Here is a 15429-nt window from a genome sequence, read left to right as displayed (position 1 = left end):
TATTTTGTGCCGCTCATTCATAAAGCTCAGATCGAAAGATCTCAGTAATTTCAGTATTTAATAACAAAAAAATGAAGTGAAGGAATCCCTATGGCTCTAGAAAGAACGTTCTCAATTGTTAAGCCGGATGCAGTTAAGCGTAACCTTGTTGGTGAAATCTACCACCGTATCGAAAAAGCAGGCCTAGAAATTATTGCTGCTAAAATGGTTCGTCTTACTGAAGAGCAAGCGAGTGGCTTCTACGCTGAACATGAAGGTAAAGAGTTCTTCCCAGCTCTTAAAGAGTTTATGACTTCTGGTCCTATCATGGTTCAAGTGCTTGAAGGCGAAAACGCTATCGCTCGTTACCGTGAGCTTATGGGTAAAACAAACCCAGAAGAAGCGGCATGTGGCACTATCCGTGCTGACTACGCAATCAGCATGCGTTACAACTCAGTTCACGGCAGCGACAGCCCTGAGTCTGCAGCTCGCGAAATCGAATTCTTCTTCCCAGAATCTGAAATTTGCCCACGCCCAGCTCAATAATCGGCACTGCAAATTATTCTAAAGGCTTCACCTCGGTGAGGCCTTTTTTGTAAGTGGATTTTACGCTCTCGATAATCAATTTAGTCGTCATTCTCGAAAGCGATGAAGGAGCGTAATCGGGAATCTGTTTTTGTTATTGGAGATTCCAGATACTTCGTTCCTCAGTTCTGGAATGACGGGGAACTTTGGAGCAACCATCTCGTGGTAAATATTATCGAGCAATTGGTGATTATTTACGTCATTCCCGAAAGCGACGAAGGAGTGTAATCGGGAATCTTTGTTTAAATTGGGTAATCTCAGGCCGATAAATACAATTGTTCAAATTTTAATCGCTTAAGTTTGAATGTCTTAATAAACACAGGGTTTTACAATGCTTGTTGAAGTTGCGTAAAGCCTGTACAATTCGCGCCCTTAATTATTGTTCCGTCATTGAGAGGCATCATGACCACAGCTAAAGTCAATCTACTCGATTTTGATCGTAAAGGTCTTCGTAAATTTTTCACAGAAGAACTGAATGAGAAAGCGTTTCGAGCAGAGCAAGTGATGAAGTGGATTTATCACTTCGGTGTCGATGACTTCGAACAAATGAATAACATCAACAAAAAGTTACGTGAGAAACTTCAACGTCGCTGTGAGATTGTTGCACCTGTTGTTTCTGAAGCTCAACACTCTTCAGATGGCACAATTAAATGGGCGATGAGCGTTGGCGACCAAGACGTTGAAACGGTATACATCCCAGATGGTGACCGTGCGACGCTATGTGTATCTTCACAGGTTGGTTGTGCACTTGAATGTAAGTTCTGTTCTACAGCTCAACAAGGCTTCAACCGTAACCTAAAAGTTTCAGAGATTGTTGGCCAAATCTGGCGTGCATCTCGCGAAATCGGCCTAGAAAAAGAAACCGGTCGTCGTCCAATTACTAACGTTGTAATGATGGGTATGGGCGAGCCTCTATTGAACATGAAGAACCTAATGCCATCATTAGAAATCATGCTTGATGATCTAGGTTTCGCACTGTCTAAGCGTCGTGTAACCGTATCAACTTCTGGTGTTGTTTCTGGCCTTGACCAAATGACAGACAACATCGATGTCGCATTGGCTATTTCTCTACATGCGCCAAACGATGCACTACGTAGCCAAATCATGCCGATCAACGACCGTTGGGATATCCAAGACTTCCTAGCATCTGTTCGTCGTTACATTGCATCTTCAAATGCTAACCGCGGTAAAGTAACGGTTGAGTACGTGTTATTGGATCATGTGAATGATGATATGGACCACGCACGTGAACTTGCTGAGCTAATGAAAGAGACGCCTTGTAAGATCAACTTGATTCCATTCAACCCTTACCCGGGGTCGCCTTATAAGAAGCCAAGCAACTCTCGTATTGATCGCTTCCAAAAAACGCTGATGGAATACAACTACACAGTAACCGTTCGTAAGACTCGTGGTGATGATATTGATGCCGCGTGTGGTCAGTTAGTCGGTGATGTGATTGATAGAACCAAGCGTACTAAAATGCTTAAAGCAGCCTCTGAAGCGAACTTGATTGCCGGTGGTGTGATTGAAGTAAAAGCGGTATAAAACGCGATTAGAACCTAAACAAGCCAGAAGTCTTACTTCTGGCTTGTTGCTTTTCTGGGGTGCAGTTTTTGATTTTTTGGACTTCTTGCCCACGCTTTCTTACATTTTTCGTCAAATTTTGGACAAAACCATGAGCTGACGGTAAATTTTGTTTAAAGTGTTTTTGCCTTGTAATGGCATTAGCTTATGATTAACTAATCTTAAATTAATTTAAGTGCTCGCTTGCTACTGATCATCAATATGTCTATTTAGGTTGGCTACTTGATAAACTAGCTTCCTGAGAAGGTCATCCATAACAAATGAATGATGTTCGCCTTTAAGGGTTGATGATTTAGATAGCAGGAAAAATTCCACATAACGTGGGTTGTTAGATTGAGCTTAAACGACAATAAGAAAACGCTCTCCTCAACCTGCGATAATACTTTAGAAGTTCACTCTCTATGAACACAGAACAAGATACACAAACGCAAGAAACCGTAGCTCCAGCTTTGGAAGCGGGAACGCTGCTTAAGAACAAACGAGAATCTCTTGGTTTAACGCAAAAGCAGATTTCTGATCGCTTGAAACTTCGCGTTACGCTGATCCAACAAATTGAAGAAAACCAATTCGAGTCAGATCAAGTGGCGACGTTTATGCGTGGCTATATTCGTTCATACGCGAAATACGTCAATCTTGACGAAAAAGTCGTATTGAGTGCGCTGCATCATGCCGGTGATGCTCAGCATCAAGAGCAAGAAATGTTGAGCTTTTCTCGTAAGACCAAAACCGAGAAGCACAACAGCCGTATTATGATCCTGACTTGGAGTATTTTTGCGGTCATTGCGGGTATCTCCTCACTTTGGTGGTGGCAGAACCAACAACAAGACACCCTATCTCAATCTTTAGCGAATACTGAAAGCTCAGAAGAGCTAGCGGTAGAAGAATCACTTGCCCCTGAATTCACCTCTTTAGAAGTGATTGAAGCTGAACAAAACGAAGCGGGTGCTTCTGTTGTTGAAGGTACTGAAGGCCTTGCTGCAATAAGCGATGCGGAAGATACTTCAGGTGCTGTTACTCCAGCTGACGAAACTCCTGCACAGCAAGCAACAGAGACTGAACCAACTGCTGAAGTTACTGCTAATGCAGAAGCGGTTGAAGCTAGCACGGCTCCTGAAGCTGTGGCTAACGAGCTAGTGATGCAGTTCACCGCTGATTGCTGGATCCAAGTAAAAGATGCAACGGGTAAAACCTTGTCGACTGGCATCAAAAAAGCAGGTCAGTCGTTAAATCTATCAGGAACTGCGCCATATAAAGTGATTCTAGGTGCGCCAGAAGGCGTATCAATGACATTTGCAAGTGAACCTGTCGACCTTTCTGGGTATACTTCAGGCAAAGTAGCTAGAATAACCTTACCTTAGAGTTAATATGCAACACGAATCTCCTATTATTCGTCGCAAATCAACCCGTATTTATGTGGGTGATGTGCCGATCGGTGATGGTGCACCAATTGCTGTGCAATCCATGACCAACACAAGAACAACAGATGTAGCCGCGACCGTTGCTCAAATTAGAGCTCTGGAAAAAGTTGGCGCTGATATCGTTCGCGTATCTGTACCGACTATGGATGCAGCTGAAGCCTTTAAGCTAATCAAGCAGCAGGTCTCTGTTCCTTTGGTTGCTGATATTCACTTCGACTACCGTATCGCACTTAAAGTGGCGGAATACGGCGTTGACTGTCTGCGTATCAACCCAGGTAACATCGGTAACGAAAGCCGTATCCGCTCAGTTGTTGATTGTGCACGTGATATGAATATTCCGATTCGTATTGGTGTTAACGGCGGTTCTCTTGAGAAAGAGATCCAAGAGAAATACACAGAACCTACAGCAGAAGCGCTTGTTGAATCAGCAATGCGTCATGTAGATATCCTAGACCGTCTGAACTTTGATCAATTCAAAGTCAGCGTGAAGGCTTCTGATGTATTCCTTGCTGTCGGTTCTTACCGTTTGCTGGCTAAGCAGATTGATCAACCTCTCCACCTTGGTATTACCGAAGCGGGTGGTGCGCGTGCAGGCTCTGTGAAGTCAGCGGTAGGTTTAGGTATGCTTCTTTCTGAAGGTATCGGCGATACGCTGCGTATATCGCTAGCGGCTGATCCGGTTGAAGAGATCAAAGTTGGCTTTGATATTCTTAAATCTTTGCGCATTCGTTCGCGTGGCATCAACTTCATTGCGTGTCCGAGCTGTTCTCGTCAAGAGTTCGATGTTATTAACACCGTTAATGCCCTTGAAGAGCGCCTAGAAGACGTGATCACTCCAATGGACGTATCTATCATCGGTTGTGTGGTTAACGGCCCTGGTGAAGCTGAAGTGTCTCACTTAGGTTTAGCTGGTAGTGCACGTAAGAGTGCCTTCTACGAAGATGGTAAGCGTCAGAAAGAGCGCTTCGACAACGATGACCTTGTCGACAAACTTGAAGCTAAGATTCGTGCAAAAGCGTCAGTGCTTGATAAAGCAAATCGCATTGATGTAGAAAACTTAGAAGATTAATACAACGCGATGGGGTGTGATTGTCTATTCGCACTAACACCTGGTCGTGAGAAATTACGGAATAAATACTGTGGCTAAAAATATTCAAGCAATTCGAGGCATGAACGACTGCCTTCCAACTCAATCACCACTGTGGCAGAAAGTAGAAAGCGCAGTTAAAAACGTGGTGAGTGCATACGGTTACAACGAAGTACGTATGCCTATCGTTGAAGAAACAAACCTATTTAGCCGTGCAGTTGGTGAAGAGACAGACGTTGTTTCTAAAGAGATGTACACCTTTGACGACCGCAATGGCGATAGCCTAACGCTGCGTCCAGAAGGCACAGCAGGTTGTGTTCGTTCATGTATTCAAAACAGCCTTATCAACCGTGATGAACAGCGCCTATGGTACATGGGCCCTATGTTCCGTCACGAGCGTCCTCAAAAAGGTCGTTACCGTCAATTCCACCAATGTGGTGTTGAAGTGTTTGGCCTAGACGGTCCAGACGTTGACGCAGAACTTATCATGATGACAGCACGTCTATGGCGTGAGCTAGGCATCGACAAGCACGTTCGCCTAGAGCTGAACTCAATCGGTTCTCAAGAAGATCGCGTTAGCTACCGCACTGCGTTAGTGGCTTTCCTTGAGCAACACATTGATGTGCTTGACGAAGACTGCAAACGTCGCATGCACACTAACCCTCTACGTGTACTTGATACTAAGAACCCTGATGTTCAAGCTATCTTAGGTGACGCACCTCGACTATCTGAATATCTAGGTGAAGAATCGAAGCAACATTTTGCTGGTTTGTGTGAACTTCTTGACGCTGTTGGTATCGAATACCAAGTTAATGAGCGTCTAGTACGTGGCCTAGATTACTACAACCGCACTGTATTTGAGTGGATCACAGACAGCCTTGGTGCTCAAGGTACAGTATGTGGCGGCGGTCGTTACGATGGTCTTGTTGAGCAACTAGGCGGCAAAGCAACCAATGCAGTTGGCTTCGCAATGGGTCTAGAGCGTCTGGTTCTGATGATGGAAACGCTAGAGCTAACAGAAGTTCGTCGTAGCGTTGATGTATACGTAGTTGCTGCTGGCGAAGGTACTATGATCGCGGGCATGCAGTTAGCGAATCAATTACGCGACACCGTTGAAGGCGTGCGTGTAATGAACCACTTCGGTGGTGGTAACTTCAAGAAGCAATTCAAACGTGCTGACAAAGTAGGTGCTGTTGTGGCGCTGGTACTTGGTGAGAACGAAGTTGCTGACAATACAGTTGTGCTAAAAGATCTGGTTGGCGGCGAGCAAGAAACCGTGTCTCAAACGGAAGTTGCAGAGAAAGTTGCTGCGCTAATCTAATTAGCCATTGAGCAAACGCTCATAATGAATACTAACGTCAGCACTATGCTGGCGTTTAAAGAATTAAAGAGGACAGGAAGTGGAACTTTACGATAGCGAAGAGCAACAAGTTGAAGCCATTAAAGATTGGTGGAAAGAGAACGGTAAAGCCGTAATCTTTGGTGCGGTTATTGGTTTAGGTGGTCTATTTGGCTGGCGCTATTACCAAGATTCAGTAGTTGAAGCGCGTGAAGCAGCTTCAGAAAGCTACACCTCTGTAATTTCAGCTCTTGATGTTAAGGGTGTTGATGCTCAATCTGATATTCAAGCTTTCATCGACGCAAACAAAGATGCTGAGTACTCAGTACTTGCTGCTATGCAACTAGCAAAAGTACAAGTACAAGCAGGCGATCTAGCGGCGGCACTTGAACAGCTCGAGTGGGCAAAATCGGCAACTAAGGACGCGGCACTTGCGCCACTACTTACTTACCGTGTTGCACGTATTAAAGCTGAGCAAGGTGAATTTGACGCAGCACTGACTGATCTTGCTGCTATGACAGATGAATCTTGGAAAGGCCGTGTTGCTGAACTGCGTGGTGATATCTCACTTCGTAAAGGCGACACAGACGCAGCATACAGTGCTTACACAGAAGCACAGCAAGCTGTTGACGCTAGCCAAACGCTTCAAATCAAACTTGACGACCTAGCTAAATAAGGCGCTTTGAATGAAGAAGATGTTTCCAAAAGCGGCGTTGTGTGCGATTGCTCTTGGCCTACTAGCTGGCTGTGCGGGTGAAGAAGACACCGTAATCATGGCTCCAGTCCCAACGGTAAACAGCGAGTTCACTCCTAGTCAGGAATGGTCTACGTCGGTTGGTGATGGTGTTGGTCACTACTTTTCAAAACTAACGCCAGAATTGGCTTACGACAAAGTGTTTGTTGCAAGCCGTGAAGGTATGGTTAAAGCGCTTGATCCTGATACAGGTAAAGCGCTGTGGAAAGTCGATCTTGAGAAAGACGTATTGGCTCGTTTATCGGGTGGCTTAACGGCGGCTTACGGTAAAGTTTTTGTTGGTTCTGAAAATGGCGAAGTGATCGCACTGGAAGAATCGACCGGTGAAGAGCTGTGGCGTGTATCAGTCAATGGCGAGGTGCTTGCATCCCCAGCAACTGATAGCAACATGGTCATTGTTCATACCAGTCGCGGTATGTTGATCGCGTTAGATCAAGCAAGCGGTGAACAAAAATGGACCATCAGTACGGAAGTACCAAGCCTAACACTGCGTGGCGATAGCTCGCCTGTTGCAGTTTCTGGTGGTGTATTCTGGGGTACAGCAAATGGTCGTCTAGCTGCGGCTATCGTTGATCGTGGTCAGCTTATTTGGCAACAGCCAGTAGGCACACCAAAAGGTGCAACGGAAATTGATCGTTTGGTTGATGTTGATGCATCTCCAATTGTTCTTGGTGGCACCCTGTATACCGTAGGTATCAATGGTCAGCTGATTGCTATCGACCTTCGTTCTGGTAAGCCAATTTGGAAACGTAACTACTCATCAGCGATTGATTTAGCAAGTGATGGTAGCCGTTTGTTCGTTGTTACCGACAAAGACCATGTGGTTGCGGTTGATGCGCGTAGTGGTACTGAACTGTGGAGCACTCCATTGTTAGAAAACCGCTTACTGACAGCACCTGCTATTATTAATGGTTATGTAGTCGTGGGTGATACTGAAGGTTATCTGCACTGGTTGGATCGTTCATCGGGTGAGTTTGTTGCTCAACAGCTTGTCGATGATAGCGGCTTTGCGGTTGCACCAATTGAACTGCCTGAAGGCTACTTAGTGACGACTCGCAATGGCGATGTAAAGAAACTAACGATTAGCCAATAAAAGCGTGATATAATTCACAGTCGGCTCCTGGTTGGTAACAGCCAGGAGCCGTTTTGTTGTTAAAAATTAATAAACCGTGTGGTTATAGGTAAGAGTTTAAACTTGCGAACAAGTGCTTACCTATAACTACATTTAGAGAAGAAATTGTAGAGGTTGTTATGGTACCTGTTGTTGCTCTAGTAGGGCGTCCGAACGTAGGTAAATCTACGTTATTTAACCGATTGACTCGAACTCGTGATGCATTGGTTGCGGATTTCCCTGGCTTAACGCGTGACCGTAAATACGGTCATGCTCATTTTAGCGAGCATGACTTTATTGTTATTGACACTGGCGGTATCGACGGTACTGAAGAAGGTGTTGAAACTAAAATGGCTGAACAGTCGCTAGCGGCGATTGATGAAGCTGATGTCGTTCTATTTATGGTAGATGGCCGTGCGGGTCTAACACCTTCAGACGTGGCGATTGCTAAGCACCTACGTCAACTAGAAAAGCCTTCAATGCTAGTAGTAAACAAGGTTGATGGTATCGACCCTGATGCTGCAAGTGCTGACTTCTGGCAACTAGGTGTAGAAGACATGTACCAAATCGCTGCGGCGCATGGTCGTGGTGTTACTGCACTTATTGACCTTGCTCTTAACCCATTCGCAGAAGCGCTAAAAGCTGAGAATGGCGAAGTAAGCGACTTAACTGAGTTTGAAGACGAAGAAGAAGAGCAGGTTGAATTTACAGAAGAAGAAGCTGAAGCAGAATTCAAGCGTCTTCAAGATCAACCGATCAAACTAGCGATCATTGGCCGTCCTAACGTAGGTAAATCAACGCTAACGAACCGTATTCTTGGTGAAGAGCGTGTGGTTGTTTACGATATGCCAGGTACGACTCGTGACTCTATCTACATCCCAATGCAGCGTGACGAGCGTGAATACGTTCTAATCGATACTGCGGGTGTTCGTCGTCGTAAAAACATCAACGAAACGGTAGAGAAGTTCTCAGTGGTTAAAACACTGAAAGCGATTGAAGATGCTAACGTTGTATTGCTGCTTATCGATGCTCGCGAAAACATCTCTGATCAAGATCTAAGCTTGCTAGGCTTTGCGTTGAACGCTGGTCGTTCAATTGTTATTGCCGTAAACAAGTGGGATGGCCTAGATAACGACGTTAAAGAACGCGTTAAGAAAGAGCTAGACCGTCGCTTAGGCTTCGTTGATTTCGCACGTATTCACTTTATCTCTGCACTTCACGGTACAGGTGTTGGTCACTTGTTTGAGTCTGTACAAGAAGCTTACAAGTCAGCGACTACTCGTGTTGGTACTTCTGTGCTAACTCGTATCATGAAGATGGCGACTGATGATCACCAACCGCCTATGGTTCGTGGCCGTCGTGTGAAACTGAAATACGCGCACGCTGGTGGCTACAACCCACCGATTATCGTTATCCACGGCAACCAAGTTCGTAACTTGCCAGATTCATACAAACGATTCTTGATGAACTACTACCGTCGTTCACTAGAAATCATGGGTACACCTATTCGCATTCAATTCCAGAACAGCGATAACCCATTTGAAGCTAAGACAAACAAGCTGACAATTTCTCAAGAACGTAAACGTAAGCGTATGATGAGCATGGTTAAAGGTCGTAAGTAAACCTTTCCAATAGATTTGATACCCGAGCCTGTCTCGGGTATTTTTTTAAGCAAAATTCACGTTAAGCCATAACAATATGTTTTTATCATCATGGCTTAACGAATCAGACTAGATTCCAAAAGAAGAACGATATGACTACTAGCGATTTGATTACACCAGCGTCAGCAATCACACCAACCATTATTCAATTTTGTCATCAGGCTTGGCAGCTCAATGCTAAAGCGCTATACGTTGAAAGCGACGACAGCAAAACTTACCTGATTGCCGACGTAACACCTTTCCACCCAGTGAGTCATATTTGGCCCGATCACCCTGCAGACCAAGGCTTTGTGAATGTTGGTGACGTGCAATTTCCCGTTGAAGACTGCCTTGTTGGTGCTATAGAGCAATCTACTGGCAAGCTTCATATCGCAGCAGATATCCCTGTTAAGCGTGATACGGAAGGGTGGGCGTTTGTTGTTGTCCACCAGCTACCTACATCTGCTTCTATGATTAAGGTTAACGACGAAGTCGTGTTGTCGGTTGATAAAGAGTACCAAGCCAGTTTGAGCCGTGGTCACAGTGCTGGTCACATCGCTTTCCTAGCCTTGAATAAAGTATTGGCTGAAAGCTACTGGCGTAAAGATGCGGACAGAAAAGATCCGCTTGGCAGTTACGACTTCAATAGCTACGCACAAGTGACGAGCTTTGTGACTCCAGAGCTGTGTACCGATAAGTATCGCTTAGGCAAAACCCTCAAGAAGCGCGGTTTGAACGTTGCAGACATGCTAGCAAATCTTGATGACATCGAAGCTGATATCAACCAAATGCTTGCGGGCTGGCTTGCCGAGCCGACGCCAGTTGCGATGAGACTAGAAGGCGAGGCGTTAACAGACTCTCGTTACTGGGAGTGGCAGCTTGACGCAGATACTCAGGTCACTATTCCTTGTGGTGGCACACACATTGGAAATACCTCAGAACTTGGTGCGCTGTCCGTTAAGCTGACCCAGCTAGATGGCCAAAACATTGAAATGCTGACGCATGTAATTCGATGATTTAGACTACAGATTGAAATGGCTTGTGCTGTTTATTTTATTTTTACATGTTACTTTTGATATAAATGACTATTTGAAATTGAAATGCAGCATATGTAACTTATGCTTTCGGTGTGTGGTGATATAAATATTCTTTTTGGGGTAGATCGCTGATCAAAATAGATAAAGCGAAAGATCAACCTATGATCTTCGATTGTGTGTCGTACTAATTTAGTGTGTTATTATTAACCAATAACAAGCTTGCATAAGAACAAGTTGTACCCGATTACACAATTGAAAGCCTTAGTGAATGGAACAACAATTTTTATTAGAAGGTCATCGAGCCGTCAATAGCTTGCTACGGAAGCTTGCGGTTGGGATGGATCGCAAAGATTTAAATCACAAGATTATTCAGCTTACCGAGCAGCGCATGGCTTCAATTTTACTGCTCAACTCAGAGTCTAAAACGTTACACCTTGAGTATGCCCCAAACCTGCCTGATTTTTACAATCAACAGATTGAAGGGGTAGAAATTGGTGCGGGGATAGGCTCTTGTGGCGAGGCAGCTGCGCTTAAGAAAGCAGTGATGGTCTCCAACATAAATGCACACCCAAACTGGGCACCTTTTCTGGTCTTAACCAATCAAGCGAATTTACATGCCTGTTGGTCGGTCCCCATTATCTCGTCGCGCGGTAATGTGTTGGGTACCTTCGCTATTTATAGCCAGTACATCTCTGAACCACATGAATTTGAGCTCGAGGTCTTAGAGCTACTGGCTTCCCTGTATTCGGTAGCACTAGAGAAGTTTGAGCTGGAGAACCAGCTAAACTTTTTCGCTAATCGAGATTCTTTAACCCATTGCTTGAATCGTCGCGCATTGTTTAATGAAGCGGAGAAAGTGTTGGCCAAGCGATGCTTTTCTGAAAAGGTGATGGCGTGTTTGTTTGTTGATGTCGATAAGTTCAAATCGATAAATGATACCTATGGCCACAGTTTCGGTGACGATGTGCTGTTGGCGGTTGCCGAAGTTCTTGATGAGGCAACCACAGCATGTGCCAAGATAGGCCGTTATGGTGGCGATGAGTTTGTGGTGTTCTCTTGCTTTGATGATCAAGAAAGCGTTGTTAGCTTCTACCACAGCTTAGAGAAAGCACTGCAACAAGCGCTTTATATCAATGATGTGCAGTTCTCAGTGAGTGTTGGGTTGTCTTGTGAGAAAGATCCTCAAGGATTAGACCAGTTGATCGCACAAGCTGATAAGAACATGTACCAAATCAAGCAAGCGAAGTCTCAGCGGTAGTAGATTGTAAAAATAGTAGTGAATTAGGAAATGCTAATGAGTGAAAATATCTGCCCTAAGTGCCAGTCTGAGCTAGCTTGGGATGGCAAGTATCATTGTGAAAGTTGTCAGGCTCACTTTACTAAAGTTGGGTTTTGCCCTGAGTGCAGCAGCCAACTTGAGAAGCTTCAAGCCTGTGGTGCGGCGAGCTATTTTTGCAACGGTGATTGCAACGAGTTGAAATCTAAGTCGAGAGTAAAATTCGAATTTAAACCAGCGGAATAGCCTTAAACTCATGGTTTGAACGACCATCGGTGATGTTATACCAGAGACTCAATACTAAAGTGTTGGGTCTTTTTTGTATCTGAAGAACAGGAATGTGTCATCTTGGTTCATTCCCACCGTCACTGCACCAGTATGAAACATAGTTACATGATTGCTATGCACTCTATTGGTGTGAGTTTCTTTTAAATTCTATTAATACAATTACTTATAAATAATTTCATTGGTTTATAAGTTTGGCACTCTTCTTGTAACTCTGTAATTGAATAACAAAAATACAATTATGGAGTAATATCATGAACAAGGTGTTCAATTTATCGCTAGCTGCACTGTGTACAACACTTTCATTTTCTTCTGCAACAGTGTTTGCTGCTGATGAGACCATCAAGGTCGGTGTTCTACACTCACTCTCTGGCACCATGGCGATCAGTGAGACAACGCTAAAAGATACCGTGCTAATGCTCATCGAAGAGCAGAACAAAAAGGGCGGTTTGCTTGGTAAGAAGCTAGAGCCTGTCGTGGTTGACCCTGCGTCAAACTGGCCGCTATTTGCTGAGAAAGCGCGTGAGCTTATCGAAAAAGAGAAAGTGGATGTGGTGTTCGGTGGTTGGACGTCGGTATCACGTAAATCCATGCTACCTGTCTTTGAAGAACTCAACAGCATCCTTTTCTACCCAGTACAGTATGAAGGTGAAGAGTCTTCTAAAAACGTTTTCTACACCGGTGCCGCGCCAAACCAACAAGCGATCCCAGCAGTGGATTACTTGATGGAAGAGCTTGAAGTCGAGCGCTGGGTACTTGCAGGTACCGATTACGTTTATCCACGTACAACCAATAAGATCTTAGAAGCCTACCTAAAAGATAAAGGTGTCGCAGAAGAAGACATCATGATCAACTACACGCCATTTGGTCACTCTGATTGGCAATCTATCGTTTCAGACATCAAAAAGTTCGGTGAAGCTGGCAAGAAAACCGCTGTGGTTTCTACTGTAAACGGCGATGCGAACGTACCTTTCTATAAAGAGCTAGGCGCTCAAGGCATTTCATCTGAAGACATCCCAGTTATTGCATTCTCTGTTGGTGAAGAAGAACTGTCAGGCATGGACACAGAACCATTGGTTGGTCATCTAGCGGCATGGAACTACTTCATGAGTGTTGATACTGAAGCTAATGAAGAGTTCGTTGAAACGTGGCAGTCGTTCATCAAGAGTGAAAAGCGTGTCACCAATGACCCAATGGAAGCGCACTATGTTGGCTTCAATATGTGGGCTCAAGCGGTCACTAATGCGGGCACAACCGATCCTGAATCTGTGCAAGATGCCTTGATTGGCGTGTCTGTACCTAACCTTTCTGGCGGCTACTCTACCATGCTGCCAAACCACCACATTACTAAACCAGTCCTGATCGGTGAAATCCAAGGCGATGGTCAATTCGATATCGTTTGGGAAACCACTGGACTAGTGGCGGGTGATGCTTGGTCGAGTTACTTACCTGAATCGGCAAAACTGTTCTCTAGCTGGTCGAAGCCATTCTCATGTGGTGCGTTTAACGTCGAAACGAAGAAGTGTTCTGGCGGTAACTAGATCGTCAATTCAGGAATATTGAGCCTTCCGGTTTGGGAAGAACGCGTCTGTTTAACGGGCGAAGCGAACGGAAGGCTCATCGTTTCAGGTAACAACCACTATCCACACATCCTCCAAGTAAAAATAACAATATCTAACTTGGTTGGTTAAGGAAGCAGGGATGAAAAACGTATTAAACGTATTTAAAGCGCTGTTGCTCATGGCAGTCAGTGCTCAGTTGGCTTTTGCTGGAATAACGGATGAAGCTAGCTTTACCAAGGCGCTAGTTGGTAAGAAAACATCGGATAAAGAATTAGCTATCGATTGGGTGATTGAGACGCAAACGGAAGACGTGTCGAAAGCTATTTTAGATGGCTGGTTAAACGGAAACCTTTACTACTTCAATGAGAAACAGAGCGAGCAGTACAAACAGCTCTACCTCATTCAAAGTATCAAAACAGCGACGTCAGCTCAGTCAGTATGGGATGATTCAACGCTTAATATCGAGAATGCGAGACAGTTTAAAAAGGTTCGTGTGAATAACAAACTTCGCGGGATATTACGCGGGGAAATAGCCTCGATTGGACTGAACAGCGGCAACCCTGATGTGCGTTATAAGGCGGTTTTGGATTTGTTAGGAACCAAAGACGCTGACATTATCGAACGACTAACTGAACTCAGAGCCAATGAATCAGATGGCAAAGTAGCTGAGCTAATGGATTTGTCGTTAGCGATTGCCACTTCTCTTAATAACAGTGCCACCATTGAAGATCGTGTGGCTTCAATTGAACGAGTTGGCGACTTCAAACACTCGGTCGTTCTGAAAACACTGAACCAACTACTGAACAGTGAGCAAGATCCAAGCATTACCGCTGCAGCAGAACGTGCGATGGATAGCTATCAACAAAGCCAAGCACTCTATTCGGGTGTAGAAACAGTATTCTTCGGTTTGAGTTTAGGCTCGGTATTGGTACTGGCAGGCATTGGCTTAGCGATTACCTTTGGTGTGATGGGCGTTATCAACATGGCTCATGGCGAGCTGATCATGATTGGCGCTTACACCACCTACGTATTGCAGTTGTTGATGCCGAATCATATTGGCCTAGCGCTGATACTTTCCATTCCAGCGGCATTCATTGTTTCTGGCTTAGTGGGCATTGCGATTGAGCGAAGTGTGATTCGTCATCTTTATGGTCGCCCATTGGAAACCTTACTCGCGACCTTTGGTATTAGCTTAATCTTGCAGCAGGCTGTTCGTTCTATTTTCTCTCCTTTGAACCGCTCAGTGAGCACGCCTGAATGGATGTCTGGAGCACTTCAATTAAACCCAATGTTGTCCCTGACCTACAACCGCCTTTACATCATTCTCTTCTGTGGTTTGGTGTTTATGGGCTTATTAATGGTTCTGAAAAAGACACCACTAGGTTTGCAGGTTCGTGCGGTTTCTCAAAACCGTGGCATGGCTCGTGCGATGGGTATTCGTTCAGAGCGAGTTGATGCGATGACCTTCGGTTTAGGCTCTGGCGTTGCGGGTGTTGCAGGCGTGGCACTGTCTCAACTGACCAACGTTGGCCCTAATATGGGACAGGCGTACATCATCGACTCATTCATGGTGGTGGTATTCGGCGGTGTTGGTAACCTATGGGGCACGCTAGTCGCAGGCTTAAGCCTTGGTCTGTTCAATAAAATTTTAGAACCATGGGCTGGTGCGGTTCTCGCCAAGATTCTGGTACTGGTTTTCATCATTCTATTTATTCAAAAACGCCCACGCGGACTCTTCCCGCAACGTGGTCGTGCGGCTGAAGGTTAAGGAC

Annotated in this window: 13 protein-coding genes; all 13 read left to right on the top strand. The window is 44.9% G+C overall.

Features of this window, described 5'->3' with window-relative positions; genetic code table 11:
* The first annotated feature begins 90 nt into the window (after positions 1–90).
* The 13 genes from ndk (at position 91) to urtB (ending at position 15425) form a co-directional block, all read left to right on the top strand.
* Positions 91–525: a nucleoside-diphosphate kinase gene (gene ndk, locus AB4263_RS00250; protein WP_016797173.1), complete on the top strand. Its 435-nt coding sequence runs from the start codon at positions 91–93 to the stop codon at positions 523–525.
* 441 nt (positions 526–966) lie between these two features.
* The gene (locus AB4263_RS00245) at positions 967–2109 is read left to right on the top strand and encodes a bifunctional tRNA (adenosine(37)-C2)-methyltransferase TrmG/ribosomal RNA large subunit methyltransferase RlmN (protein WP_017062516.1); all 1143 of its coding nucleotides are present in this window, start codon (positions 967–969) and stop codon (positions 2107–2109) included.
* A gap of 440 nt (positions 2110–2549) precedes the next feature.
* A complete protein-coding gene (gene rodZ / locus AB4263_RS00240) occupies positions 2550–3506 on the top strand; it encodes a cytoskeleton protein RodZ (protein ID WP_017062833.1) in 957 nt (318 codons plus the stop codon).
* Between the two features lie 7 nt (positions 3507–3513).
* Entirely contained in the window at positions 3514–4635 is a 1122-nt protein-coding gene (gene ispG, locus AB4263_RS00235; RefSeq protein WP_009848294.1) for a flavodoxin-dependent (E)-4-hydroxy-3-methylbut-2-enyl-diphosphate synthase, read from the top strand.
* 70 nt (positions 4636–4705) lie between these two features.
* Complete coding sequence (gene hisS, locus AB4263_RS00230; protein ID WP_017062514.1) at positions 4706–5974, top strand: histidine--tRNA ligase; 1269 nt, start codon at positions 4706–4708, stop codon at positions 5972–5974.
* A 79-nt stretch (positions 5975–6053) separates the two neighbouring features.
* Positions 6054–6668 carry a YfgM family protein gene (locus AB4263_RS00225; RefSeq protein WP_017062513.1) on the top strand — a complete coding sequence of 205 codons (615 nt, stop codon included), beginning with the start codon at positions 6054–6056 and terminating at the stop codon, positions 6666–6668.
* Positions 6669–6678: 10 nt separating this feature from the next.
* A complete protein-coding gene (gene bamB, locus AB4263_RS00220; protein ID WP_017062512.1) occupies positions 6679–7839 on the top strand; it encodes an outer membrane protein assembly factor BamB in 1161 nt (386 codons plus the stop codon).
* 158 nt (positions 7840–7997) lie between these two features.
* A complete protein-coding gene (der, locus tag AB4263_RS00215) occupies positions 7998–9479 on the top strand; it encodes a ribosome biogenesis GTPase Der (protein ID WP_372097128.1) in 1482 nt (493 codons plus the stop codon).
* A gap of 131 nt (positions 9480–9610) precedes the next feature.
* The gene (locus AB4263_RS00210; RefSeq protein WP_372097126.1) at positions 9611–10513 is read left to right on the top strand and encodes an alanyl-tRNA editing protein; all 903 of its coding nucleotides are present in this window, start codon (positions 9611–9613) and stop codon (positions 10511–10513) included.
* Positions 10514–10802: 289 nt separating this feature from the next.
* Positions 10803–11792: a sensor domain-containing diguanylate cyclase gene (locus tag AB4263_RS00205; RefSeq protein ID WP_372097124.1), complete on the top strand. Its 990-nt coding sequence runs from the start codon at positions 10803–10805 to the stop codon at positions 11790–11792.
* Between the two features lie 36 nt (positions 11793–11828).
* Positions 11829–12056: a zinc ribbon domain-containing protein gene (locus AB4263_RS00200; protein WP_017062829.1), complete on the top strand. Its 228-nt coding sequence runs from the start codon at positions 11829–11831 to the stop codon at positions 12054–12056.
* Between the two features lie 293 nt (positions 12057–12349).
* Entirely contained in the window at positions 12350–13636 is a 1287-nt protein-coding gene (urtA, locus tag AB4263_RS00195) for an urea ABC transporter substrate-binding protein (protein WP_017069306.1), read from the top strand.
* Between the two features lie 160 nt (positions 13637–13796).
* Positions 13797–15425 carry an urea ABC transporter permease subunit UrtB gene (urtB, locus tag AB4263_RS00190; protein ID WP_372055855.1) on the top strand — a complete coding sequence of 543 codons (1629 nt, stop codon included), beginning with the start codon at positions 13797–13799 and terminating at the stop codon, positions 15423–15425.
* Positions 15426–15429: the final 4 nt, after the last annotated feature.

Origin of the sequence: Vibrio sp. 10N.261.55.C5, assembly GCF_041470505.1 — a bacterium.
Lineage (GTDB): Bacteria > Pseudomonadota > Gammaproteobacteria > Enterobacterales > Vibrionaceae > Vibrio > Vibrio crassostreae_C.
This window is presented reverse-complemented; position numbering and strand designations above follow the sequence as displayed.

What these genes read in the sequence shown, in the direction of transcription:
- urtB (WP_372055855.1), top strand. Translation starts at nt 13,797, where the DNA reads ATGAAAAACGTATTAAACGTATTTAAAGCGCTGTTGCTCATGGCAGTC.
- der (WP_372097128.1), top strand. Translation starts at nt 7,998, where the DNA reads ATGGTACCTGTTGTTGCTCTAGTAGGGCGTCCGAACGTAGGTAAATCT.
- ispG (WP_009848294.1), top strand. Translation starts at nt 3,514, where the DNA reads ATGCAACACGAATCTCCTATTATTCGTCGCAAATCAACCCGTATTTAT.
- AB4263_RS00205 (WP_372097124.1), top strand. Translation starts at nt 10,803, where the DNA reads ATGGAACAACAATTTTTATTAGAAGGTCATCGAGCCGTCAATAGCTTG.
- bamB (WP_017062512.1), top strand. Translation starts at nt 6,679, where the DNA reads ATGAAGAAGATGTTTCCAAAAGCGGCGTTGTGTGCGATTGCTCTTGGC.
- urtA (WP_017069306.1), top strand. Translation starts at nt 12,350, where the DNA reads ATGAACAAGGTGTTCAATTTATCGCTAGCTGCACTGTGTACAACACTT.
- AB4263_RS00210 (WP_372097126.1), top strand. Translation starts at nt 9,611, where the DNA reads ATGACTACTAGCGATTTGATTACACCAGCGTCAGCAATCACACCAACC.
- ndk (WP_016797173.1), top strand. Translation starts at nt 91, where the DNA reads ATGGCTCTAGAAAGAACGTTCTCAATTGTTAAGCCGGATGCAGTTAAG.
- AB4263_RS00245 (WP_017062516.1), top strand. Translation starts at nt 967, where the DNA reads ATGACCACAGCTAAAGTCAATCTACTCGATTTTGATCGTAAAGGTCTT.
- rodZ (WP_017062833.1), top strand. Translation starts at nt 2,550, where the DNA reads ATGAACACAGAACAAGATACACAAACGCAAGAAACCGTAGCTCCAGCT.
- AB4263_RS00200 (WP_017062829.1), top strand. Translation starts at nt 11,829, where the DNA reads ATGAGTGAAAATATCTGCCCTAAGTGCCAGTCTGAGCTAGCTTGGGAT.